This is a genomic window from uncultured Methylobacterium sp., from assembly GCF_964244095.1.
GTDB lineage: Bacteria > Pseudomonadota > Alphaproteobacteria > Rhizobiales > Beijerinckiaceae > Methylobacterium.
Genome location: NZ_CAXTHR010000062.1, coordinates 1 through 23,446, shown reverse-complemented (window position 1 = coordinate 23,446; position 23,446 = coordinate 1). Strand labels below are relative to the sequence as shown.

Genomic DNA, 23,446 nt, shown 5'->3' with positions numbered 1-23,446 from the left:
ACCTCGTGGTCGTCCCACTGCGCGAGGATCGGCACGGCCGCGTTCATCGCCAGCACGTTGGCGTCCATGAGGTTGTACTTGTAGCGCCCGCGGAACTCGGCCAGCGACTCGGCGGGCTTGGAGACCTCCTCGGTCACCCGGTTGCGCCACAGGGTGCCGTCGGGCAGCCGCACTTCGGGGGCGATCGGCCCGTCGGCGTAGATCGTGTCGCCGGAATGCAGGAAGAAGTCCGGGCGGTTCTTCAGCATCGCCTTGTAGATCGTCATGCCGCCGCGGGCCTCGTCGATGCCCCAGCCCTGGCCGGCGGTGTCCCCGGACCAGCAGAACGAGACCGAGCGGCGGTCGGCCGGCGCCGTCCGGAAGCGGCCGACCTGCGCCGGCCCGCGGATCGTCGGGGCGGCGAGATCCTCCAGGCGGACGCGGTAGAAGATGTCCTGGCCCGGCGGCAGCCCGGTCAGCGCGACCTTCACGGTGCAGTCGGTCTCCGGCAGCGCGTCGGCGAAGACCCCGCCGCGGATGTCTGAGAAGCCCTCCGTCGTCGCCCACTCGATCACCGCGCGCGCGGGCCGGTCCGAACGAGCCCAGGCGATGGCCGAATCGGTGCCGACATCGCCCGATTGCAGGCCGTGGCTGAGGAGCGGGCGGTCGGCGGCACGGCTGATCCCCGGCCGCGCGAGGCCGCCCGCGAGGCCGAGGATGCCGGCCCCGCCGGCGAGCAGGAGTTGGCGGCGGCTGGATTCCATCGGACCGGTCCCTCGCGCGACGGCCCGGTCCGCGCCTTCGGCGCGCGGCGACCCGGCCCCCCGCGAGCCCCATCGCAGAGCGGGACGACGTTTGCGTGACGGGCGCTCAGGCGCGTGCGGCCGCGCCCAGCACCATCGCACGGATCCGGGGCAGGGCCGCCCGCGCCGCCGCATGGCCGGCCGCGATCCCTTCGGCGGCGCGGTGGAACGCGAACTGGCCCAAAGCCGCCAGTTCGGGGCCGATGGACAGGTCCGGCGGGTCGCGCTCCAGGCGCGCCCGCGAGATCCGGTCCTGGGTGATGTTGAAGGCCTCGAACATCACGCGGCCCATGCCCGGCGACGCCGCGGCGCGGCCGCGCAGGCCGGCAAGCACGCCCCGGCGGCGTGCGCCCGCCGCCGCGACGACCGCCTCAACGGGATCGGCCGTGCCGGGCTCGATCACGCCGCCGCGCAGCCGCGGATCGCAGGACAGGTTCACGCCGATGACGAGGTCGGCGCCCATCGCGCGGGCCAGCGTCACCGGCACCGGGTTCACCAGCGTGCCGTCCATCAGCAGGCGCCCGTCGAGGGGGACCGGCGCGAACAGCCCCGGCAGGGCGTAGGACGCGCGCAACGCCTCGATCAGGGGGCCGCGGCTCAGCCAGACCTCGCGCCCGGTGCCGAGTTCCGTGGCGACCGCGGCAAAGCCCACCGGCAGATCCTCGATCCGGCGGTCGCCGAGGTCGCGCGCGAGGCGCCGACGCAGCCTGTCGCCGCCGATCAGCCCCGCACCGGACAGGCGCGGATCGAGCAGGCCGAGCACCCGGCGCCGGGTGAGCGAGAGCGCGAACTCCGCCAACGCGTCGAGCCTGCCGGCCGCGTAGCAGCCGCCGACCACCGCGCCGATCGAGCAGCCCGACACCACGTCGGGGTGGATGCCGGCCTCGTCGAGCGCCCGGATCACGCCGATATGCGCCCAGCCCCGCGCCGCGCCGCCCCCGAGCGCCAGCCCGATGCGCGCCGCGCGGGGGGCCTCGTCGCGGATCGGTTCGACGGTTCCGGGCGCGATGGCGGCGTGCGCGTCGTGTCGCAGCAGGCCGACGCCGCTCATGGATCGAGCGGGCTCAGCACCGCGCGGCCGTCCGCGTCGAGGGCGACGCCGCGGTAGAAGCAGGCGCGCCGCCCGGTGTGGCAGCAGCCGCCGTCGCCGCCGACCGCGACGGCGATCAGCAGCGCGTCCTGGTCGCAATCGGTGCGCATCTCGACGACGCGCTGCACCTGTCCCGAGGTCGCGCCCTTGTGCCAGAGCGCCTGCCGCGAGCGCGACCAGTACCACGCCTCGCCGGTCTCCAGCGTCCGCCGCAGCGACTCGGCGTTCATGTGGGCGAGCATCAGCACGCGCCCGTCACGGGCATCGACCGCGATGCACGCGAGGAGCCCGTCGCGGTCGAAGCGCGGCGTGAAGGCGAGGCCCTCCTCGACGGCGTCGCGCGAGCCGGGGACGTCGAAGGCGGGGACGGGCATCGAGGGGGGAAAACTCAGGTCCTGCCGCCGCGCACCAGCGTCAGGAAGCGGACCTGCTCGCTGGAATCGTCCTTGAAGACGCCGCGGAACTGGCTGGTGATGGTCGAAACGCCGGCCTTCTGCACGCCGCGCATCGCCATGCACAGATGCTCGGCCTCGACCATCACGGCGACGCCGCGCGGCTTGAGGATGCTCTCGATCACGTCGGTGATCTGCGCCGTCATGGTCTCCTGCGTCTGCAGGCGGCGGGCGAAGGTGTCGACGACGCGGGCGAGCTTCGAGAGGCCGACCACGCCCTTGGTCGGGTAGTAGGCGATGTGCGCCAGGCCCATGAACGGCACCATGTGGTGCTCGCAATGGGAGTAAAACGGGATGTCGCGCACCAGCACGATGTCGGTGTAGCCCTCGACCTCTTGGAACACCCGCTCCAGCAGGGCGTCGGCGTCGGAATCGTAGCCGCCGAAGAGCTGGCCGTAGGCCTTGACCACGCGGGCCGGGGTATCGCGCAGCCCCTCGCGGGTCGGGTCGTCGCCGGCCCAGCGCAGCAGCGTGCGCACCGCGGCCTCGGCCTCCTCGCGGCTCGGGCGCCCGAGGGCGATGCCGTCCGGCACGCGGGTGGCCGAGGCGGGCTCCGGCGCGACCTCGGGCGGCGCCTGAGCCTCGGCGCGGCGCCCGGCGAGGCTCGCGACCACGCGGTCGTTGTCGTGGCGCATCGCGCTCAGGTCCGGGGCGCTCAAGTCCGAGCCGTCTTCGTCCGAGGGCCGGGGAACGCCGTAGGACAGGGATTTGAGCGCGGCATCCATGGCATCTCCAGCCCGCGCCACGCGGGCCTTCATCGTGGTGCTGTCCGGCTTGGCGTACATCGGTCGAACCGTCTGCGGCCCGAGCGCGATGCGAGCCGGCGCCCCGGTGAATACGATGTCCGTGGCCGTGGGCGCGACCCTGGTCGACGGGCCGCCTCCTCGCGAAACAGCCTTGAGCGGCCTATATCGTCGTTCTCGCGCCGTCGCGCAATGCGCGGGACGCGCGGCCGATCCGGCAGGGCCGGGGCGCCAACTGCGCAGGCCAACCACCGACAACGAGGGCGCCAATGCTCGACGACATCTACAACCGGCGCATCCTGGAACTCGCCGCCGACATCCCCCGCCTCGGGCGCCTGCCCGCGCCGGACGCCAGCGCCACGGCGCATTCCAAGCTCTGCGGCTCGACCGTCACCGTCGACCTCGTGCTGGCTCCGGACGGCACTGTCGCCGACTTCGCCCACGACGTGAAGGCCTGCGCGCTGGGGCAGGCTTCGTCCTCGCTGATGGGCCGGCACGTGGTCGGCGCGGGCGCCGACGAGCTGCGCGCCCTGCGTGAGACCATGCGCGCGATGCTGAAGGCGAACGGGCCGGCCCCGGACGGGCGCTGGGCGGAGTTGTCCGTGCTCGCGCCGGTGCGCGAGTTCCGCGCCCGCCACGCCTCGACGCTGCTCACCTTCGACGCGGTGGTCGAGGCGCTGGACCGCATCGCCGCGAACGGGCGGGCCGCCGCGTAAGGCGCGTGCTGCGCCGCGCCGCCCACGTCGCGATCCGGGCCTATCAGCTCACCCTGTCCGGCCTGGTCGGCCGCCGGTGCCGGCACTGGCCGAGCTGTTCCGACTACACCGATCAGGCGATAGCCCGGCACGGGCTCTGGCCCGGCGCCTGGATGGGCCTTTCGCGGATCTGCCGCTGCGGCCCGTTCGGGACGCACGGCATCGATCTCGTGCCGGAAGGGCCGCCGGCGCGGGCCGCGTGGTACGCGCCCTGGCGCTACGGGCGCTGGCGCGGGGTGAACGCCCCGCCGAACCCGTTCGCCTGCGAAGCGATCGATCCGCCCTCCGGCCCCTCCGGAACGGGTGCGGCCCAACGGGAGCCGGCACGGGACACCGCGCGGCGGCCATGAACGGTGAGGCCATGGACGGGTGCCGTCGGCACGGCCGGTTCCGGCCCTCGGATCGCCTTCCGCGTTGCTCCGGGCGCCCGGGGAAGGTGTGCCGAACCCTTCGGGAACATGCGGCGACGCCGACCTTGCCAGCCCGGTGCGAACCGCCGCACACTCAGGTCCCGAGACAACCCCTTGTTGCGGCCGGCCGGAAGGTCCCGCGAACCACGGAAACCCCATCGGCATGAGTCAGGGCACCGCGCCGGCCACCGCCCTCGACGACGGCATCGTCGCCACCGCCGAAGGCTGCCTCGCTTCGGTCCAGGAGGCGCGCGAGGCCATCCACGGGGTGATCTTCGGGCAGGAGACGGTGGTCGACCTCGCCCTCGTCACGATCCTGGCCGGCGGCCACGGCCTGCTCGTGGGCCTGCCGGGCCTGGCCAAGACCAAGCTCGTCGAGACGCTGGGCACCGTGCTCGGCCTCGACGCGCGGCGCGTGCAGTTCACCCCCGACCTGATGCCGTCCGACATCCTCGGCACCGAGATCCTGGACGAGGACGCCGACCGGCGGCGCTCGTTCCGCTTCGTGCGCGGACCGGTGTTCACGCAACTGCTGATGGCCGACGAGATCAACCGCGCGAGCCCGCGCACGCAATCGGCCCTGCTCCAGGCGATGCAGGAGAACTTCGTCTCGGTGGCCGGCGAGCGCCACGACCTGCCGCGCCCGTTCCACGTGCTGGCGACGCAGAACCCGATCGAGCAGGAGGGCACCTACCCGCTGCCCGAGGCGCAGCTCGACCGCTTCCTGCTGGAGATCGACGTCGGCTATCCCGATCGCGCCGCCGAGCGCCGCATCCTGATCGAGACCACGGGCGTCTCCGACCAGACAGCGAAGGCGGTGATGTCCACCGAGGCGCTGCTCACCGCCCAGCGCCTCGTGCGCCGCCTGCCGGTGGGCGAGGCGGTGGTCGACGCGATCCTCGACCTCGTCCGTTCCGCGCGGCCCGACAGCGGCGATCCGCTGATCAAGGGCAAGCTGATGTGGGGGCCGGGCCCCCGCGCCAGCCAGGCGCTGACGCTGGCGGCGCGTGCCCGCGCCCTGATCGAGGGCCGGGTCGCGCCCTCGGTCAGTGACGTGAAGGCGCTGGCCGAGCCGGTGCTCAAGCACCGCATGGCGCTGAGCTACGCCGCGCGCGCCGACGGCGAGACCGTCGAGGGCCTGATCGCCAAGCTCACGCAGAAGCTCTAGCGCGATGGCCGCCGCGCGCGCCCTCGCCGCCGATGCGCGCGCCCCTGGACGGCGGGAAACCGAGGGCGCGGTCGCGCTCGCCGACCGGATGCCGCGCCTCGTGCTGGAGGCGCGGCGCGTCTCGTCGATGCTGGCCCACGGCCTGCACGGGCGCCGCCGGGCGGGGCCGGGCGAGAGCTTCTGGCAGTTCCGCCCCTTCGTGAACGGCGAGGCCGCCGCCCGCATCGACTGGCGCCGCTCGGCCCGCGACGACCGGCTCTACGTGCGCGAGCGCGAATGGGAGGCCGCCCACAACATCTGGCTGTGGATCGACCGCTCCGCCTCGATGGGCTTCGCCTCCGACCTCGCGCAGGCCTCCAAGGTCGAGCGTGCGCTCGTCCTCGGGCTGGCGCTGGCCGACGCCTTCGTGGAGGGCGGCGAGCGCGTCGGGCTTTTGGGCCTCACCCGCGCGACGGCATCGCGAAGGATCGTCGAGTCGATGGCCCAGGCGCTCGTCGGCGACGCCGCCGGCCTGACGCAGGACCTGCCGCCGCGGGCCGCGCCCGCCCGCTTCGACGAGGTGATCCTGGTCGGCGACTTCCTCACGCCCCTCGACCGCATCGCGGCCGCCGTGCAGGACATCGCCGGCCGCGGCAGCCGCGGCCACCTCGTGGTGGTCGCCGACCCGATCGAGGAGACGTTCCCGTTCGCGGGCCAGGCGGTGCTGCACGACCTCGAATCGGGGTTCAGCCTCGACGTGGGCGACGCCGCCGCCTGGGGCGAGACCTACCGCGCCCGCATCGAAGCGCACCGCGCCGGCCTCTCCGAGATCGCGCGCGGCCAGGGCTGGACCCTGACGCTCCACCGCACCGACCGTCCGGCGAGCGAGGCGGCGCTTCGCCTCGCGACGCTGGTCGCCGCCGCCCGCGGCACGGGTTGAGGAGGGCGCCGTGCTCGGACTGACCTTCGCCGCCCCCTTCGCGCTCGCCGCCCTGATCGGCCTCCCGGCCCTGTGGCTGCTGCTGCGCGTGACGCCGCCGCGCCCGCGCCGGATCGACTTCCCGCCGCTGAAGCTCGTCGCCGATCTGGCAGCAAAGCGCCAGACGCCGGCGCGCACCCCGCCCTGGCTGCTGATCCTGCGGCTGCTCGCCGCCGCGGCGCTGATCCTGGCGGTGTCCGGCCCGGTCTGGAACCCGAACGGGGTCGGCGCCGGCGGCGGGCGCAAGGCGCTGCTGGTGATGCTCGACAACGGCTTCTCCGCCGCCCACGACTGGCGCGACCGCATGCGGGTCGCCGTCGATGCCGTCGAGGGCGCCGCCCGCGACGGGCGCCCGGTCGCGGTCGCCGCCCTCGCGGACGCGCCGGCCGCCATCGAGGCGCGCACCCCGGCCGCCGCCCTGGAGCGCCTGCGCGCGCTGGCGCCGCGCCCGCACCTGGCCGACCGCGCCGCGCACGAGCCGATGCTGGCGGCCTTCCTCGACCGCAACCCGGGCGCCGGCCTCGTCTGGATCAGCGACGGCGTCGCCGGCATGGAGGGCGCGGGCTTTTCCGAACGGCTCGCCGAACGCGTCGGGTCGGCGGGCGCGGCGCTTACGGTGCTGCGCGCCGACCGGCCGCCGGCGCTGGCGCTGGCCGGCGGCGAGGCCGGCGGAAAGCTCGGCATCCGCGTGATGCGCGCCGCTCCCAACGGGCGCGATGCCGGCCTCGTGCGGGCGCTGGACCAGAAGGGCCTGCCGCTGGCCGAGCGCGACTTCGCCCTCGGCCCCGAGGCCACCGAGGCCGCAATCGCCTTCGACATGCCGGTGGAGCTGCGCAACGGCATCAGCCGCATCGAGATCGCGGGCGAGCGCTCGGCCGGCGCCGTCGCGGTGATGGACGAGCGCGGCAAGCGCCGCCGCGTCGGCCTCGTGTTCGGCGGCACCAACGATCAGGCCCAGCCGCTGCTCGCGCCGACCTACTACCTGTCGCGCGCGCTCCAGCCCTTCGCCGACGTGCAGGAGGCGCGCGGCGCCAGGGGCATCGCCGACTCGATCGCGCAGCTCCTCGACAACCAGGTGACGGTGCTGGTGCTCGCCGACGTCGGCGCCATGGACGAGCGGACGAGCGCGCGGGTGACGACCTTCGTGGAGGGGGGCGGGATGCTGCTGCGCTTTGCCGGCGCGCGGCTCGCCGCCGGCAACGACCCGCTGGTGCCGGTGCGCCTGCGCCGCGGCGGCCGGACGCTCGGCGGGACGCTGTCCTGGGACAGCCCGAAGACGCTGGCGCCCTTCGCTCCCGAGAGCCCGTTCGCCGGGCTGACCCCGCCGGCCGACATCGGCGTGCGCCGCCAGATCCTGGCCGAGCCCGACGGCGACCTGCCCGGCCGCACCTGGGCCTCGCTGCAGGACGGCACGCCGATCGTCACCGCCGAGCACCGCGGGCAGGGGCTCGTGGTGCTGTTCCACGTCACCGCCGACACCACGTGGTCGAACCTGCCGCTGTCGGGCCTGTTCATCGACATGCTGCGCCGGGTCGTGGCGCTGGCCGGCTCGTCGGCGGCGCCGGCCGAGGGCGGCCCGCGCCCGGCCGCGGCGATCCTCGCCCCGCGCCTGACGCTCGACGGCTTCGGCGTCCTCGGCACGCCGCCGGCCTCGGCCACCGCCGTGCCGGCCGATTACGCCGACCGCGCCTCCGCCGAGCACCCGCCCGGCTTCTACGGGCCGGCCGACGGCGGCACCGCGGTCAACGCGCTAAAAGCCGACGACCGGCTCAAGCCACTCGACCTGACCGCGCTCGCCGGCGCCCGAACCGGCACGCTCGCCGGCGCCGAGACCCGCGACCTGCGGCCGGGCCTGTTCACCCTGGCCCTGCTGCTGCTGGTGCTCGATACGTTGGCCGGCCTGTGGCTCGGCGGCTTCCTGAAGCGCGGGGGCGGGTTCGCGGGGCGCCTGCGCGGCCGGCCCGCGCTGCCCGCGCTCGCCGGCCTGCTCCTCCTCGGCGGCCTCGCGAGCCCGCCCGCGCGGGCCGAGGAGCCGCCGGCCAACCGCCCGAACGGCATCGAATCTGCGCTGGTCACCCGGCTCGCCTACGTCGTCACCGGCGACGCGGCGATCGACGAGGCGAGCCGCGCCGGCCTCACCGGCCTCACCCAGATGCTCGCCGCGCGCACCGCCCTCGAACCCGGCGAGCCCGCCGGCCTCGACCCGGCCCGGGACGAGCTCGCCTTCTACCCGCTGATCTACTGGCCGATCGCGCCGGGCCGGCCACAGCCCTCCGAGGCCACGATCCGGCGCATCGACGCGTTCATGCGCAACGGCGGCACCGTGCTGTTCGACACCCGCGACGCGCTCACCGCGCGGCCCGGCGGCCCGCCGACGCCGGAGGGCGCCTACCTGCGCAGGATGCTGGCGACGCTGGAGATCCCGGAACTCGAACCGGTGCCGTCCGACCACGTGCTGACCAAGGCGTTCTACCTCCTCGACAGCTTCCCCGGCCGCTACGCGACCGGCCAGACCTGGGTCGAGGCGTTGCCGCCCGCGGCCGAGGGCACCGAGCGGCGCCCGGCGCGCGCCGGCGACGGCGTCAGCCCGATCGTCATCACCGGCAACGACCTCGCCGCCGCCTGGGCGATCGGCCGCCGCGGCGAGGCGCTCTACCCGGTGGTCGGCGGCGACCAGCGCCAGCGCGAGATGGCGTTCCGCGGCGGCGTGAACATCGTGATGTACACGCTCACCGGCAACTACAAGGCCGACCAGGTGCACGTGCCGGCGCTGCTGGAGCGGCTGGGGCAGTGAGAGGTTTCACAATCAGACACACACGCAAACGTCGCTTTTCCTTCCCCCTCTGGGGGCTACCGGATTCACACATCGCGTGGCGCATCCAGGCGATGCGCGGGTCTTCCCTCCCCCCTCTGCGGGGGAGGGTGGCCCGCGAAGCGGGTCGGGAGAGGGGAGCGCCGTATCCGGAGAGGTCGCTCCCCTCTCCCGACCCTCGCTCACGCGAGGGCCACCCTCCCCCGCAGAGGGGGGAGGGAGCGCGCGTCGGCCACCCATGTGCGATCTGTGAACCCGGTGGTCTCTGCGGGGGAGGGTGGCCCGCGAGCCAAGTCGGGAGAGGGGAGCGACGGTGCCGGATACGGCGCTCCCCTCTCCCGACCCTCGCTGACGCGAGGGCCACCCTCCCCCCGCAGAGGGGGGAGGGAGGGCGCGCGCGGCATGTCCCCGCTTCGTAGGGCGCGTCATCATGCTGAGCCTCAGCTTCACGCCCCTGTTGCCCTGGCCGGTGTTGGCGGTGCTCGCGCTCGTGGTGGTGCCGTTCATCGGGCTCGCGTTCCTGGCGCGCGGACGCACCGCGGCCCTGCGCGCCCTGACGCTCGGGCTCGTGCTCGCCGCGCTGACCAACCCCGCGCTGGTGCGCGAGGACCGCGAGCCGGTGCGGGACGTCGCCGCGATCCTCGTCGACCGCTCGGGCTCGCAGGCGCTCGGCGACCGGCCGGCGGTGACCGACCGGGTGCGGGCCGAGTTGCAGCGCCGGCTCGGCGGGCTGACGAACATCGAGCCGCGCTTCATCGACGTGCCGGACGCGGGCGGCGACGACGGCACCCGGCTGTTTGCCGCGCTCGGCCAGGCGCTGGCCGACGTGCCGCCGGAGCGGCTGGCCGGCGTCGTGATGCTCACCGACGGCGTCGTCCACGACATCCCGGCCTCGCTTGCCGCACTCGGGATCAAGGCGCCGCTGCACGTCCTCGTCACCGGCCATCCCGACGAGCGCGACCGGCAGATCAAGCTGCTGGAGGCGCCGCGCTTCGGCATCGTCGGGCGCGAGCTCACCATCCGCGCCGAGGTGATGGAGCGCGGCGGCACCGGCTCGGCCGCCGTCACCGTGCGCCGCGACGGCGAGGAGATCGGCCGGAAGACCTTCCCCACCGGCCAGCCGTTCGGCCTCACCATCAGAATCGAGCATGGCGGGCCGAACGTCGTCGAGATCGAGGTCGAGCCGCTGCCGGGCGAACTGACCACCGTCAACAACCGCGCGGTGCTGCCGATCGAGGGCATCCGCGAGAAGCTCAGGGTGCTGCTGGTCTCGGGCGAGCCGCACCAGGGCGAGCGCACGTGGCGCAACCTGCTGAAATCGGACGCCAACGTCGATCTCGTGCACTTCACGATCCTCAGGCCGCCGGAGAAGCAGGACGGCACGCCGATCTCGGAACTGTCGCTGATCGCCTTCCCGACGCGGGAGCTGTTCGTCCAGAAGATCAAGGACTTCGACCTGATCATCTTCGACCGCTACGCCAACCAGAGCGTGCTGCCGGCGGCCTATTTCGACAACATCGTGCGCTACGTGCGCGAGGGCGGCGCGCTGCTGATCGCGGCGGGCCCGGAGTTCGCCGGCCCCGCGAGCCTCGCGCGCACGCGGCTGTCGGGCATCCTGCCCGGCGACCCGAACGGGCGCGTGGTCGAGCGGCCGTACAGGGCGACGGCGACCGCCACCGGCCGGCGCCATCCGGTGACGCGGGCGCTGCCGGGCGGCGACGCGACGCCTCCGGCCTGGGGCGAGTGGCTGCGCATCGTCGCGGCGCAGACGCGGGCCGGCAACCAGCCGCTGCTGTCGGGCGCCGACGACCTGCCGCTGATGGCGCTCTCCCGCGAGGAGAAGGGCCGCGTCGCGCTGATGCTCTCCGACCACACCTGGCTGTGGGCGCGGGGCTACCAGGACGGCGGCCCCTATCTCGACCTGCTGCGCCGCCTCGCGCACTGGCTGATGAAGGAGCCGGCGCTCGAAGAGGAGGCGTTGCGCGCGCAGATGACCGGCCGCGGCCGCGAGGTCCGCGTCGAGCGCCAGACCATGGCGGAGGCGACCGAGCCGGTCACCGTCACCAGCCCGACGGGCAAGGCGAGCACGCTGACCCTCAAGCCCGCCGAGCCGGGCCTGTTCGGCGCGGCCTTCGAGGCGGCCGAGCTCGGCCTGCACACGCTGCGCTCCGGCAGCCTCGTCGCCTTCGTCAGCGTCGGGCCGCCGAACCCGCGCGAACTCGCCGACGTGTTCAGCGACACCGAGCGCCTGAAGCCGGTGGCCGACGCGTCGGGCGGCTCGATCCGCCGGGTGGCGGACGCGTCCGGCGCCGTCGTGGTGCCGCGCCTCCAGAGCGTGCGCGGCGGACGGCTCTCGGGCGCCGACTGGATCGGCTTCCGCCCGAGCGACGGCGCCGACATCCGCGGCGTCGAGGTCTATCCCCTGGCGCTGGGGCTCGCGGCGCTCGCGCTGCTAGCCGCGGCGGTTCTGGCGATGTGGCTGGTGGAGGGGCGCCGCGGGCGGACGGCGTAGCGGTCCGGCCCGCCGGTCGCCGACCTGCGCGGACGCGCCGGGTTGGCGCGCCGGCCCGGTCCGTCCTAATGAGGCAGGAACGGCCCGAAAGGGGCCGACGCACCGGAGCCCGCCCCCTCGTGACAGCCCATCCCGTGATCGGACGATGTCTCGCGGCCGTCCTGGCGCTCGCCTGCCTCGCGGGCTCCGCGGGCGCGCAATCCGAGCCGGCCCTGCCCGCGGCGGGCGCCGGCTGGGTCCACGCCGTCACGCTGATGGGCGCGCCGAAATACGCGGCCGACTTCAAGCATTTCGACTACGCCGACCCCGCAGCGCCCAAGGGCGGCCTCGTGCGCCTGGGCGCGCAGGGCGGCTTCGACAACTTCAACCTCGTCATCTCGGGCCTGAAGGGCGACCTGGAAGGCGGGGTCGCGCTGCTCTACGACACGCTGACCACCGAGTCGCTCGACGAGCCGTTCACCTCCTACGGCCTGCTCGCCGAAGCCCTGCGCGTGGCGCCCGACCTCGGCTCGGTGACCTACCGCCTGCGCGCGGACGCCAAGTGGCACGACGGCGTGGCGGTCACGGCCGAGGACGTGGTGTGGTCCTTCGACACCTTCAAGGCGAACAGCCCGTTCCACGCCGCCTACTACCAGACCGTGACCAAGGCCGAGGCGACGGCCCCGCGCGAGGTCACCTTCACCTTCTCCGAGACCGGCAACCGCGAGCTGCCGCAGGTGATCGGCCAGCTCCGCGTGCTGCCCAAGCACTGGTGGACGGGCAAGGATGCGCAAGGCCGCCCGCGCAACGTCACCGAGACGACCCTGGAGCCGCCGCTCGGCTCCGGCCCGTACAGGCTGGAGAAGTTCGATCCCGGCCGCTCGGCGACCTACGCGCGCGTGCCCGGCTACTGGGGCAGGGACCTGCCGGTGAATGCCGGGCGCAACAACTTCGGCACCCAACGCTACGAGTACTTTCGCGACGGCACCGTGCTCGTGGAGGCGCTGAAGGGCGACCTCTACGATTTTCGCGTGGAGAACATCGCCCGCAACTGGGCCACCGCCTACGACGATGTCCCCGCCGTGAAGGAGGGGCGCCTGATCAAGGAGGCGTTCCCGGACCGCGGCACCGGCACCATGCAGGCGTTCGTGTTCAACACGCGCAAGGACAAGTTCCGCGACCAGAGGGTGCGGCGCGCCTTCAACCTCGCGATGAACTACGAGGAGATGAACCGGGCGCTGTTCTACGGCCTGTACAAGCGCATCGACTCCTACTTCTACGGCTCGGAACTCGCCTCCTCCGGCCTGCCGGAGGGTGCGGAGAAGGCGCTGCTCGACACCGTCAAGGACAAGGTGCCGGCCTCCGTCTTCACCACCCCCTACAGGAACCCGGTGAGCGAGACGCCGGACGCGGTGCGCGCCAACCTGCGCGAGGCCGTCCGCCTGCTGCGCGAGGCCGGCTACGAGCAGCGCGACGGGAAGATGGTGAACAAGGCCACGGGCGAGCCGCTCACGGTCGAGTTCCTGGAGTTCCAGAACACCTTCGAGCGGGTGATCCTGCCGTTCTCGGCCCAGCTCAAGCTCATCGGCATCGGCACCAGCTTACGGGTGATCGACCAGGCGCAGTACCAGAACCGGATGCGCAGCTTCGACTTCGACATCACCACCAGCTCGTGGCCGCAATCGCTCTCGCCCGGCAACGAGCAGCGCGAGTCCTGGGGCTCGGCCTCGGCCGACAGGCCGGGCTCGCGCAACCTCATCGGCATCAGGGATGCCGGCATCGACGCGCTGATCGAGACGGTGATCTTCGCCGCCGACCGCCCGGCGGTGCTCGCGGCGACCCGCGCCCTCGACCGGGTGCTGCTCGCCCACGATTACGTCGTGCCGCAATGGGCCTCGAACCTGCAGCGGACGCTGCGCTGGAACCGCTTCGCCCACCCCGCGATCCTGCCGCAATACGGCTCGTCCGGCTTCCCGACGACGTGGTGGTACGACGAGGCTGCGGCCGCCAGGACCGGGGCGCCGCGTTGAGCGGCGTCTCGCGCCGCACGCTGGTCCTCGCCGCCGGGGCGCTGACGGCCGGCGCCGCGCTGCCGCACCGCGCCGCCGCCGGGCCGGACGAGAGCCACGGCCTGTCGAGCTTCGGCGAACTGAAATACCCGAAGACCTTCGAGGCGTTCGCCTACGTGAACCCGATGGCGCCCAAGGGCGGCCGGTTCTCGGCGCAGTTGAGCCAGACCTTCGGCAACCAGGCCGGCGACACCTTCAACACCCTGAACGCCTACGTGCTCCAGGGGGAGGGCGCCGCCGGCATGAACCTCACCTTCGACAGCCTGATGGTGCGCGCGCTCGACGAGCCGGACGCGCTCTACGGGCTCGTCGCCCGCTCGGTCGCGGTCGCGCCGGACGGGCTGACCTACACGTTTAGGCTGCGGCCGCAGGCGCATTTCCACGACGGCTCGCGGCTCACCGCGCGCGACGTCGCCTTCAGCCTGACGCTGCTGCGCGAAAAGGGCCACCCGGAGATCTCCGAGGTGATCCGCGACATGACCGAGGCGCGCGCGGAGGACGACGGGACGGTGGTCGTCACCTTCGCGGCCGGCCGCGCCCGCGACCTGCCGCTCACCATCGCGCAGCTGCCGATCTTCTCGGCGGCGTATTACGCAGCGCGCGACTTCTCGGCCTCGAGCCTGGAGCCGCCGCTGGGCTCCGGGCCGTACCGGGTCGGGCGCGTCGATGTCGGGCGCTTCATCGAGTTCGAGCGGGTGCGCGACTATTGGGCCGCCGACCTGCCCGTGACGGCCGGGCACAACAACTTCGACGCGATCCGCTACGAGTATTTCCGTGATCGCAACGTCGCCTTCGAGGCGTTCAAGGGCGGCGCCTTCACCTTCCGCGAGGAGTTCACGGCCCGCGTCTGGGCCACCGGCTACGACTTCCCCGCCGCCACGGAGGGCCGGGTGGTGCGCTCCACCGTGCCGGATGCGCGCCCGTCCGGCACGCAGGGCTGGTGGATCAACACGCGGCGCGAGAAGTTCCGCGATCCCCGCGTGCGCGAGGCGATCGGCCTGTGCTTCGACTTCGCGTGGACGAACAGGAACATCATGTTCGGCGCCTACACGCGCACCGCCTCGTTCTTCGAGAACGCGGTGCTGAAGGCCACCGGCACGCCCTCGGCCGACGAGCTGGCGCTCCTGGAGCCGCTGCGGCAGGGCCTTCCGGCGGAGGTGTTCGGCGCGGCGTGGGAGCCCCCCGTCTCCGACGGCTCGGGGCAGGACCGCGCGCTGCTGCGCCGCGCCGACGCGCTGCTGCGGGAGGCCGGCTGCACCCGCGACGGCGGCACGCTGAGGGCGCCCGGCGGCCGGCCGCTGGAGATCGAGTTCCTGGATTCGAGCCCGGCGCTGGAGCCGCACACCCACCCCTTCATCCGCAACCTCGGGCTGCTCGGGATCGCGGCGACGATCCGCACCGTCGACGCCTCGCAGTACCAGGCGCGGCTCAAGGACTTCGACTTCGACCTGACCTCCCGGCGCTATGCCGGCGGCGTCACGCCGGGCGCGGAACTGCGCGAGATCTACGGCTCGCGCTCGGCCGCGACGCCGGGCTCCAACAACCTGTCGGGGATCGCCGAACCGGCGATCGATGCCCTGCTGAGCGCGGTCAGCGACGCGAAGTCCCGCGCCGACCTGACCACCGCCTGCCGCGCCCTCGACCGGGCTTTGCGCGCCGGGCGCTACTGGGTGCCGATGTGGTATGCCGGCACGCACCGGCTCGCCCTCTGGGACGTCTACGGCCGTCCCGCGGAGGGGCCGCGCTACGACCTCGGCGCGCCGGCGATCTGGTGGTTCGACGCCGACAGGGCCCGGCGGATCGGCCGCAACTGACGCGAGGCGCCCTCGCGGGACGGTGCCGAGGCAGGCGCGGCCGGTGCGGCGGACCGTCAGCGAAACGAGAGGAGGTCCCATTTGCTCGGCTACATCCTGCGCCGCATCGGCCTGATGGTCCCGACCCTGTTCGGGATCATGCTGATCACCTTCACCATCGTGCAGTTCGCCCCCGGCGGCCCGGTGGAGCGGGTGCTGGCGCAGATGCAGGGGCAGGGCGACGGCACGCTCGCGCGGGTCACCGGCGGCACCGGCGACCTCGGCGGGGGCGGCCGGCCGGCGGCCGGCGGCGAGGCGGGCTCGCGCTACCGCGGAGCGCAAGGGCTGAGCGCCGACTTCATCGCCAAGCTGGAGAAGCAGTACGGCTTCGACAAGCCGGCGCCGGAACGCTTCGCCAAGATGCTGTGGGACTACCTGCGCTTCGATTTCGGCCGCAGCTATTTTCGCGATGTCACCGTCATCGACCTGATCCGCGAGCGGCTGCCGGTCTCGGTCTCGCTCGGCTTGTGGATGACGCTCCTGTCCTACGCGATCTCGATCCCGCTCGGCATCCGCAAGGCGGTCTCGGACGGGGCGCGCTTCGACCGCTGGACCTCCTTCGTGGTCATCATCGGTTACTCGGTGCCGGGCTTCATGTTCGGCCTGATGCTCATCATCCTGTTCTCGGGCGGCTCGTTCTTCCAGTGGTTCCCCCTGCGCGGGCTGACCGGCGAGGGCTGGGAGACCTTCTCCACCTGGCAGAAGATCGCCGACTACGCGTGGCACATGGTGCTGCCGCTGACCGCGCTGGTGATCGGCGCCTTCGCCACCTCGACGCTGCTCACCAAGAACTCGTTCCTCGACGAGATCCGCAAGCAATACGTGCTCACGGCGCGCATGAAGGGGCTCTCCGAGCGCCGCGTGCTCTACGGCCACGTGTTCCGCAACGCGATGCTGATCGTCATCGCGGGCTTCCCCGGCGCCTTCATCTCGGCCTTCTTCACCGGCTCGCTCCTGATCGAGACGATCTTCTCGCTCGACGGATTGGGCGAACTCTCGTTCCGCGCCATCGTCGGGCGCGACTACCCGGTGGTGTTTGCCACCCTCTACATCTTCTCCCTGCTCGGGCTCGCCGTGAACCTGCTCTCGGACCTGATCTACGTCTGGATCGACCCGCGCATCGATTTTTCGGCGCGCGCGACGTGACCCACCTTTCCGGCCGAGCTACCGGATTCACAGATCTTTGAAGCCCTAAGATGACCCACCTTGTCATTCTGGGGCGCCGCAGGCGAGCCCGGAATCCATAGCCGCCGAGGCGGCAGGCTCGGGCACCGTCGGCGGCTATGGGTCCCGGGCTCTGCTTCGCAGCCCCGGGATGACGCGGCTTGGGGCGACTTGAGCGCGAGACACGGCCAAGATGTGTGCATCCGGTAGCCGGCCCGAGGCGGGGGCAGCGGTCGCCCGCGCGATCGTGCTAACCCGGTATCATGCCAGCCCTCTCCCTCGTCATCCGGCCCGAGCTTCCCGACGACGCGGGCGCGATCGAGCGGCTGCATGCCCGCACCTTCGGGCCGGGCCGCTACGCCCGCACCGCGTTCCGCCTGCGCGAGGGCGCGGGCCATCGGCTCGACCTCAGCGTCACCGCCTCGGTCGGCAGCTTCCTCGTCGGCTCGGTGCGGATGGCGCCGGTCACGGCCGGCGACGTCCGATTCCTGGCGCTCGGGCCGCTCGCCGTCGATCCGAGCTTCGGGGGCCGCGGCGTCGGCACCGCGCTGATGCGCGCGAGCCTCGCGGCGGCGACGGCCGCCGGCGAGGGCCTCGTGATCCTCGTCGGCGACGCGCCGTTCTACGCGCGGTTCGGCTTCACGCCTGTGCCGCCGGACCACCTCGCCCTGCCGGGTCCGGTCGATCCGGCCCGCTTCCTCCGCCTCGAACTGAAGGCCGGGTTCTTCGAGACGGCGCGCGGCGACGTCGCCGCGATCCGCCCGGCGTGAGGCCGCGCGCTCAGAGCCGCGCGATATACGCCGCGAGATCGCGGATCTCGTCGTCCTTCAGCCCCTGCGCGGCCTCGTTCATCGCCGGGTCGTAGCCCGGCCGGGCGTTCGAGCGGTAGGCGGCAAGCGCCGCGGCAAGGTACTCCTCGCGCTGGCCGCGGATGCGGGGAATGTTGTCCCGGCCAGTCAGTTCCCCCGCGTGGCAGGAGTTGCACTGGTGCTTGGCGACCAGCGCCTGCGCGCGTGCCGCCAGGGCCGCGTCCGGCGCAGCCTTCGCCGCGACCGGGGCGGGGAGCGCGCCGAGCGCGTCGGAGAAGCTGCGCAGGTCGTCGTCGGACAGGTCCGCGGCCATGTCGTTCATCGGCGGCGCCGTGCGCTGCTTGTCCCGGAACTGGAACAGTTGCGTGACGATGTAGTCGGGCATCTGCGCGCCGAGGGAGGGGACGCCCTCGGTCTGCGAGGTGCCGCGCTCGCCGTGGCAGGCCAGACACGGCGCGAGGCGCTCCCCCAGGGGGGCGGCGGACGCCGTCCCGAGGAGGAGCGTCGCGAGCAGGACCGCGCCTTCGAGCGGACGCATCATCGGGCCGTGCTGATCCGGTAGATCGCGCCGTTGTAGTCGTCCGAGACGAGCAGCGCGCCGTCGTTGGCGACGAGCACGTCCACGGGCCGGCCGGCGTACTTGTTGTCCTGCAGGAAGCCGGTCAGGAACGGCTCCACCGAGGCGACCTTGCCGTCGGGCCCGAGCCTGGCCACGACCACGTCGCCGCCGAGCTTCGTCGTGCGGTTCCACGAGCCGTGCCGGGCGATGAACATCGCGTTCGTGTAGTCGGCCGGGAACATCGCGCCGGTGTAGAAGCGCAGGCCCAGCGAGGCGGTGTGGGCGCCGAGCAGGGCGGCCGGCGCCGTGAACTCGGCGCAGGAATGGCCCCAGCCGTATTCCGGATCGGTGAAGGTGCCCTGGTGGCAGAACGGGAAGCCGAAATGCTGCTTGCCGGGCTCGGAGAGCACGTTCAGCTCGTCGTTCGGGATGTCCTCCGAGACCCAGTCGCGGCCGTTGTCGGTGAACCAGAGCTGCTTGGTCGTCGGGTTCCAGTCGAAGCCGACGGTGTTGCGCACGCCGCGGGCGATCACCTCGACGTTCCTGCCGTCGAGGTCCATCCGCCGGATCTGGGCGTGGGTGTCGGGCGGCATCAGGATGTTGCCGGGCGAGCCGACCGGCACGTAGAGCTTGTCGTCCGGGCCGATGGCGATGAACTTCCAGCCGTGCGCCTCGTCCTTGGGCAGGTCGTCGTAGACCAGCGTCGGCTTGGGCACGTCGTCGAGATGCGTCTCGATCCCGTCGTAGCGCCAGATCTTCGACAATTCGGCGACGTAGAGCGACCCGTCGTGGAAGGCGAGCCCGTTCGGGCGGTGCAGGCCGGTGGCGATGGTCTTGACCGTGCGCCGGCCGTCGGCTCCCGGCTTCTCGGGAATCGCGTAGACCTTGCCGACCGCGCGCGTGCCCACGAAGACCGTGCCGTCCGGGCTCTGGCGCATGGAGCGGCCGTTGGCGAGGCCGCTGGCATAGACCTCGATCTTGAAGCCGTCCGGCACCTTGAGCTTGTCCAGCGGCAGCTTCGCCAGGGCCGTCGCCAGGGGCGGGCCGGCGATGGGCGCGAGCTTGGCGGCTTCGCCGCCTTCCGGGCGGCCGTAGAGCGCCGAGCCCTTGTCGACGGGCGGTGCGGCGGATGGGACGGGCACCGGGCCCGCCGGCTGCTGCGCGGCGGCGGCGTGCAGGGTCAGGCAGCCGAGGGCGACGGCGGCGAGGCTTCGGACGGGATTCACGGGCTTTCTCCCTGATGCGGCGGGATCGGCCGCGTGATGCGCGCCCTCCCGCTCGTCGTAGACCGGGTTATTTACACCCGCGGCCGGGATGGCGAGCGCGCGGGCCGGCCGCGGCGCGACAGACGGCCTCCGGCGTAACCCAAGGAGCGCGGCCCGCGCCGCGCGGCACCGGCCGGCGTCGAGGGGCGCGGGCTCGTGGCACGGTGCGGCCGTTCCCCCTCGCCCTCTCCCGCGCCGTCCCTCTTGCCGTCACTCTTGCCGTCCCTCTTGCCGGAACCCGGCGCAACCTTGCCTTTTGGCATCCGATCCCCGAGAAACCGGCGGTCCCCAAAGCCAAGGCTTGGCCGAGCGCGCAGGCTCGGGGACGTGTCGGACCGCGGCGGGGGGACCAGGATTCCATGCTCGATTACGCGCAGGCCCGGCGCCTGATGGTCGATTGCCAGTTGCGCACCTTCGACGTGAACGACATCGCGGTCCTCGATGCCTTCGACGCGGTGCCGCGCGAGCATTTCGTGCCGCCGGGCTCCGAGCCGTTCGCCTACATCGACCAAGCCCTGCCCCTCGGCGGCGCGGAGGGCGATGCCCGCCACCTCCCGGCCCCGATGCTGCACGCCCGGATGATCCAGGCGCTGCGGATCGGCAGCGGCACCCGCGCGCTCGACGTCGGCACCGGCTACGGCTACGCCGCCGCCCTGATGGCGCGCCTCGGCGGCCGGGTCACGGCTCTGGAATCGGTGCCGGCGCTGGCCCAGGCCGCCCGCGAGCGGGTCGACGGCGCGCGGGTGGACGTGACGGAGGGGCCGCTGGCCGAGGGCTGCCCGAGCTCCGGGCCCTACGACGCGATCCTGATCAACGGCCGCGTCGAGGTCCGCCCGCAGGCGCTCCTCGACCAGTTGAAGGACGCGGGCCGCCTCGTGTGCGTGCTCGGCCGCGACCGGGCCGCCAAGGCGACGATCTTCGTGCGGGCCGGCGACGCGTTCGGCGCGCGCCCGCTCTTCGACGCCGCGCTGCCGGCCCTGTCCGCCTTCCGGGAAGCGGCCGGCTTCGCGTTCTGACAGGCGCGCCCCGGGCGTGCCGATCTCGGGTCCTTGCGGGCCGCGGTCCTCCGGACCCGCCCGGACCGGGGGCGGCGGGTGTCGCTTTTATGCGCCATGTGGGCAGGATTCGGGTCGCGGGCCGCGTAGGGTCTGGGTCGAGGCTCCACGATTGGTTTAAGGTGCCGCCGGGGCGGGCTTGACCGGGCCGGCGCGCAACATCGCGCCGCGGCCGTCGCAGGACGGGCAACCGGGTCTTCGAGAAACCGCAAGGGCCGATCGACGTGACAGAACGCAAACCTGCGACGCGCTCCGCGTTCCGGATGGCCGGCCTCGCCGTCGCCGCCGGATTGGCGGCGGCCTGTCCGGCGGCGTCCGAGACCCTGGAGACGGCGCTGGCCAAGGCGTATGGCGGCAACCCGCAGCTCAACGCGAGCCGGGCGGGCGTGCGCGCCACGGACGAGACCGTCGCCATCGCCAAGTCGGGATACCGCCCCACCGCGTCCATCAGCGCGGATATCGGCAGCCAGTACCTGGAAGGCCGGGTCTCGGGCCAGCAGATCCGCCAGAATACGACGCCGGGCGGCGCCGGGCTCACCGTGAACCAGACGCTGTTCAACGGCTTCCAGACCGACAACAACACCCGGCGCGCGGAGTCCAACGTCTACAGCCAGCGCGAGACGCTGCGGTTTACCGAGATGTCCGTCCTGTACGGCGGCGTGCAATCGTACATGAACGTGCTCAGCAACACCGCGACGCTGGAGCTGAACCGCAACAACGTCGAGGTGCTGGAAGAGCAGCTCCGCCAGACCCGCGACCGCTTCAACGTCGGCGAGGTCACGCGCACGGACGTGGCCCAGGCCGAGGCGCGGCTCGCCGGCGCGCGCTCGCAGGTCAGCGCCGCCGAGTCGGCGTTGCGCACCAGCATCGGCACGTATCGCCAGAACATCGGCGTCGAGCCGCGCCAGCTCGCCCCCGGCCGCCCGCTCGACCGCTACGTCCCGGCCACCCTCGATGCCGCCATCGCCATCGGCCTGCAGGAGCACCCGCAGATCCTCTCGGCGCTGCATGCGGTCGATTCGTCCGAGGCGCAGGTCAAGGTGCTCGAAGGCGTGCTCTACCCGACCGTCGGCCTGCAAGGCGCGGTCAACCAGCGTTACGACTCGACCTTCCCTGGCGACAACAACGTCGTCGCCTCGATCGTCGGGCGCGTGACGATCCCGCTCTACCAGGGCGGCCAGGAATACGCGCAGATCCGCCAGGCCAAGGAGCTCGTCGGCCAGACCCGCATCCAGGCCGACCAAGTCCGCGATCAGGTCCGCGCCCAGGTCGTGGACTTCTGGGGGCGGCTGGAGGCCGCCAAGGCGCAGGTGATCGCCGCACAGGCGCAGGTCCAGGCCAACGAGGTCGCGCTCAACGGCGTGCGCGAGGAGGCGCGCGTCGGCCAGCGCACCACCCTCGACGTGCTCAACGCGCAGCAGGAACTCCTGAACTCCCGCGTGAACCTGATCGTCGCCCAGCGCGACCGGGTGATCTTCTCCTACGGCGTGGTCCAGGCGGTCGGCCGCCTGACGGTGCGCTACACCGCGGTGCCGGTGGCGGCCTACAGCGCCAAGACCCACTACGATCAGGTCAAGGACCTCTGGTACGGCGTGCGCTCGCCCGACGGGCGCTGAACGGCGCTCCCTCGGCGCAAGCCCGGCCGATGCCGGGCCGAGCGCGTGCGTTTTTCCGAGGGAGTGTGCTCCGGACGCGCTTGTCCGGGCGCGCCGGCGTGGAATACTCGCGCCAACCGCCGTTCCCGCCCCTCCCACGTTCCCGAGCGCCGTCCGGATGAGTGCAGCGAGCCCCAAGATCCCGGACAAGGCCGCCGAGAAGGCGCACGAGCCGTCCATGGAGGAGATCCTGGCCTCGATCCGGCGGATCATCGCCGACGATCAGGCCGTGAAGCCGGCGGAGGTCGCGGCCGTCAGGGCGCCGCAGCCCGACAACGAGGACGTTCTCGACCTCGCCGACATGGACGAGCCGATCCGGGCCCAACCCGCCGCGCGGAAGCCGGAGCCGGCACCGCGGGCCGCCCCGAAGCCCGCGCCGCCGGATCTCGACGCCCTGGATTTCGACGCGATCGATTTCGATGCGATCGAGCCGGAGGTCGAACCCGCCCCGCCCCCGCACCGTTCCCCCGAGCCTGCGCGGACGCCGGAGCCCGCGCCGCTGATCTCGTCGGAGGCCGGCGCCAGCGTCAACCACGCCTTCAACCTGCTCGCGCACACGGTGTCGAGCCAGAGTGCGCGCAGCCTGGAGGACCTCGTCCAGGACATGCTCAAGCCGATGCTCAAGGCGTGGCTGGACGACAACCTGCCGGTGATGGTCGAGCGGCTGGTGCGCGCCGAGATCGAGCGGGTGTCGCGCGGGCGCTGACGCGCCGCGTGTTGACGGGAGGCCCGTGCCGGGTTGAAAGCGGGGGCCAATCCCGTGACGAGCCCGCGATCACCCACCGATGATGGACAAGACCTTCGACCCGGCCGGCGCCGAGGCGCGTGCCGGCGCCGCCTGGGCGCAGGCCGACGCGTTCCGCGCCGGGCGGCCCGAGCGCGCCGGCGCGAGCCCATACTGCATCGTGATCCCGCCGCCCAACGTCACCGGCTCGCTGCATATCGGCCACGCGCTCAACAACACCTTGCAGGACATCCTGGCGCGGTTCGAGCGGATGCGCGGGCGCGACGTGCTGTGGCAGCCGGGCATGGACCATGCCGGCATCGCCACGCAGATGGTGGTCGAGCGCCGCATGGCGGAAGCCGGCGAGCCCGGCCGGCGCGAGATCGGCCGCGCCGCCTTCCTCGACAAGGTCTGGGCGTGGAAGGCGGAATCGGGCGGCGCCATCGTCGCGCAGTTGAAGCGGCTCGGGGCCTCCTGCGACTGGTCGCGCGAGCGCTTCACCATGGGGACGCGCGGGGCTGCCGACGACCCGATGGTCCGCGCGGTCACGAAGGTGTTCGTCGACCTGCATGCGCAGGGGCTGATCTACCGCGACAAGCGCCTCGTGAACTGGGACCCGAAGTTCCAGACCG

20 protein-coding genes are annotated in these 23,446 nt (G+C 73.0%); 14 read left to right on the top strand and 6 right to left on the bottom strand.

What is annotated here, in order from left to right:
* The 4 genes from ACFE86_RS11575 to folE form a co-directional block, all read right to left on the bottom strand.
* The coding region (locus ACFE86_RS11575; RefSeq protein WP_375455483.1) for an alkaline phosphatase D family protein at positions 1–743 on the bottom strand (743 nt) is incomplete at its 3' end.
* Between the two features lie 106 nt (positions 744–849).
* Positions 850–1,833, bottom strand: coding sequence for a patatin-like phospholipase family protein (locus ACFE86_RS11570; protein ID WP_375455482.1), 984 nt, complete (start codon positions 1,831–1,833; stop codon positions 850–852).
* The gene (hisI, locus tag ACFE86_RS11565; protein WP_375455481.1) at positions 1,830–2,246 is read right to left on the bottom strand and encodes a phosphoribosyl-AMP cyclohydrolase; all 417 of its coding nucleotides are present in this window, start codon (positions 2,244–2,246) and stop codon (positions 1,830–1,832) included. The genes ACFE86_RS11570 and hisI overlap by 4 nt, the downstream gene beginning before the upstream one ends.
* 14 nt (positions 2,247–2,260) lie before the next feature.
* Positions 2,261–3,109, bottom strand: a complete 849-nt coding sequence (folE, locus tag ACFE86_RS11560; protein WP_375455480.1) for a GTP cyclohydrolase I FolE — start codon at positions 3,107–3,109, stop codon at positions 2,261–2,263.
* A gap of 227 nt (positions 3,110–3,336) precedes the next feature.
* On the opposite strand from folE, the gene ACFE86_RS11555 reads away from it, so the two are divergent.
* The 10 genes from ACFE86_RS11555 (at position 3,337) to ACFE86_RS11510 (ending at position 17,517) form a co-directional block, all read left to right on the top strand.
* Positions 3,337–3,783 carry an iron-sulfur cluster assembly scaffold protein gene (locus ACFE86_RS11555; RefSeq protein ID WP_375455479.1) on the top strand — a complete coding sequence of 149 codons (447 nt, stop codon included), beginning with the start codon at positions 3,337–3,339 and terminating at the stop codon, positions 3,781–3,783.
* A 5-nt stretch (positions 3,784–3,788) separates the two neighbouring features.
* Complete coding sequence (yidD, locus tag ACFE86_RS11550) at positions 3,789–4,172, top strand: membrane protein insertion efficiency factor YidD (protein ID WP_375455478.1); 384 nt, start codon at positions 3,789–3,791, stop codon at positions 4,170–4,172.
* 223 nt (positions 4,173–4,395) lie between these two features.
* Positions 4,396–5,400: an AAA family ATPase gene (locus ACFE86_RS11545; protein ID WP_375455477.1), complete on the top strand. Its 1,005-nt coding sequence runs from the start codon at positions 4,396–4,398 to the stop codon at positions 5,398–5,400.
* 4 nt (positions 5,401–5,404) lie between these two features.
* A complete protein-coding gene (locus tag ACFE86_RS11540) occupies positions 5,405–6,319 on the top strand; it encodes a DUF58 domain-containing protein (protein ID WP_375455476.1) in 915 nt (304 codons plus the stop codon).
* 10 nt (positions 6,320–6,329) lie between these two features.
* Entirely contained in the window at positions 6,330–9,152 is a 2,823-nt protein-coding gene (locus ACFE86_RS11535; protein ID WP_375455475.1) for a DUF4159 domain-containing protein, read from the top strand.
* A gap of 448 nt (positions 9,153–9,600) precedes the next feature.
* On the top strand, positions 9,601–11,682 hold the full coding sequence (locus tag ACFE86_RS11530; protein ID WP_375455474.1) for a hypothetical protein: 2,082 nt from the start codon (positions 9,601–9,603) through the stop codon (positions 11,680–11,682).
* A 119-nt stretch (positions 11,683–11,801) separates the two neighbouring features.
* Positions 11,802–13,691 (top strand): extracellular solute-binding protein, encoded by a 1,890-nt coding sequence (locus tag ACFE86_RS11525; protein WP_375455473.1) that lies wholly within the window; start codon positions 11,802–11,804, stop codon positions 13,689–13,691.
* A complete protein-coding gene (locus ACFE86_RS11520) occupies positions 13,688–15,544 on the top strand; it encodes an extracellular solute-binding protein (protein WP_375455472.1) in 1,857 nt (618 codons plus the stop codon). The genes ACFE86_RS11525 and ACFE86_RS11520 overlap by 4 nt, the downstream gene beginning before the upstream one ends.
* Before the next feature lie 81 nt (positions 15,545–15,625).
* The gene (locus tag ACFE86_RS11515) at positions 15,626–16,729 is read left to right on the top strand and encodes a microcin C ABC transporter permease YejB (protein ID WP_375455471.1); all 1,104 of its coding nucleotides are present in this window, start codon (positions 15,626–15,628) and stop codon (positions 16,727–16,729) included.
* Between the two features lie 281 nt (positions 16,730–17,010).
* Complete coding sequence (locus ACFE86_RS11510) at positions 17,011–17,517, top strand: GNAT family N-acetyltransferase (RefSeq protein ID WP_375455470.1); 507 nt, start codon at positions 17,011–17,013, stop codon at positions 17,515–17,517.
* Positions 17,518–17,527: 10 nt separating this feature from the next.
* On the opposite strand, the gene ACFE86_RS11505 is transcribed toward ACFE86_RS11510, so the two are convergent.
* Entirely contained in the window at positions 17,528–18,094 is a 567-nt protein-coding gene (locus ACFE86_RS11505) for a c-type cytochrome (RefSeq protein ID WP_375455485.1), read from the bottom strand.
* The gene (locus ACFE86_RS11500; protein WP_375455469.1) at positions 18,094–19,341 is read right to left on the bottom strand and encodes a PQQ-dependent sugar dehydrogenase; all 1,248 of its coding nucleotides are present in this window, start codon (positions 19,339–19,341) and stop codon (positions 18,094–18,096) included. The genes ACFE86_RS11505 and ACFE86_RS11500 overlap by 1 nt, the downstream gene beginning before the upstream one ends.
* Before the next feature lie 398 nt (positions 19,342–19,739).
* On the opposite strand from ACFE86_RS11500, the gene ACFE86_RS11495 reads away from it, so the two are divergent.
* The 4 genes from ACFE86_RS11495 to ACFE86_RS11480 all read left to right on the top strand — a co-directional run.
* Complete coding sequence (locus tag ACFE86_RS11495; protein ID WP_375455468.1) at positions 19,740–20,396, top strand: protein-L-isoaspartate O-methyltransferase; 657 nt, start codon at positions 19,740–19,742, stop codon at positions 20,394–20,396.
* 302 nt (positions 20,397–20,698) lie between these two features.
* Positions 20,699–22,051, top strand: coding sequence for a TolC family outer membrane protein (locus tag ACFE86_RS11490; protein ID WP_375455484.1), 1,353 nt, complete (start codon positions 20,699–20,701; stop codon positions 22,049–22,051).
* A 157-nt stretch (positions 22,052–22,208) separates the two neighbouring features.
* On the top strand, positions 22,209–22,796 hold the full coding sequence (locus ACFE86_RS11485) for a PopZ family protein (RefSeq protein ID WP_375455467.1): 588 nt from the start codon (positions 22,209–22,211) through the stop codon (positions 22,794–22,796).
* Between the two features lie 79 nt (positions 22,797–22,875).
* Positions 22,876–23,446: class I tRNA ligase family protein (locus ACFE86_RS11480; RefSeq protein WP_375455466.1), on the top strand; the 571-nt coding region annotated here is incomplete at its 3' end.

Excerpts from the sequence above, each read along its gene's own strand:
- ACFE86_RS11570 (WP_375455482.1), bottom strand. The coding sequence starts at position 1,833 with ATGAGCGGCGTCGGCCTGCTGCGACACGACGCGCACGCCGCCATCGCG.
- hisI (WP_375455481.1), bottom strand. The coding sequence starts at position 2,246 with ATGCCCGTCCCCGCCTTCGACGTCCCCGGCTCGCGCGACGCCGTCGAG.
- folE (WP_375455480.1), bottom strand. The coding sequence starts at position 3,109 with ATGTACGCCAAGCCGGACAGCACCACGATGAAGGCCCGCGTGGCGCGG.
- ACFE86_RS11555 (WP_375455479.1), top strand. The coding sequence starts at position 3,337 with ATGCTCGACGACATCTACAACCGGCGCATCCTGGAACTCGCCGCCGAC.
- ACFE86_RS11545 (WP_375455477.1), top strand. The coding sequence starts at position 4,396 with ATGAGTCAGGGCACCGCGCCGGCCACCGCCCTCGACGACGGCATCGTC.
- ACFE86_RS11540 (WP_375455476.1), top strand. The coding sequence starts at position 5,405 with ATGGCCGCCGCGCGCGCCCTCGCCGCCGATGCGCGCGCCCCTGGACGG.
- ACFE86_RS11530 (WP_375455474.1), top strand. The coding sequence starts at position 9,601 with ATGCTGAGCCTCAGCTTCACGCCCCTGTTGCCCTGGCCGGTGTTGGCG.
- ACFE86_RS11510 (WP_375455470.1), top strand. The coding sequence starts at position 17,011 with ATGCCAGCCCTCTCCCTCGTCATCCGGCCCGAGCTTCCCGACGACGCG.
- ACFE86_RS11505 (WP_375455485.1), bottom strand. The coding sequence starts at position 18,094 with ATGCGTCCGCTCGAAGGCGCGGTCCTGCTCGCGACGCTCCTCCTCGGG.
- ACFE86_RS11495 (WP_375455468.1), top strand. The coding sequence starts at position 19,740 with ATGCTCGATTACGCGCAGGCCCGGCGCCTGATGGTCGATTGCCAGTTG.
- ACFE86_RS11490 (WP_375455484.1), top strand. The coding sequence starts at position 20,699 with ATGGCCGGCCTCGCCGTCGCCGCCGGATTGGCGGCGGCCTGTCCGGCG.
- ACFE86_RS11485 (WP_375455467.1), top strand. The coding sequence starts at position 22,209 with ATGAGTGCAGCGAGCCCCAAGATCCCGGACAAGGCCGCCGAGAAGGCG.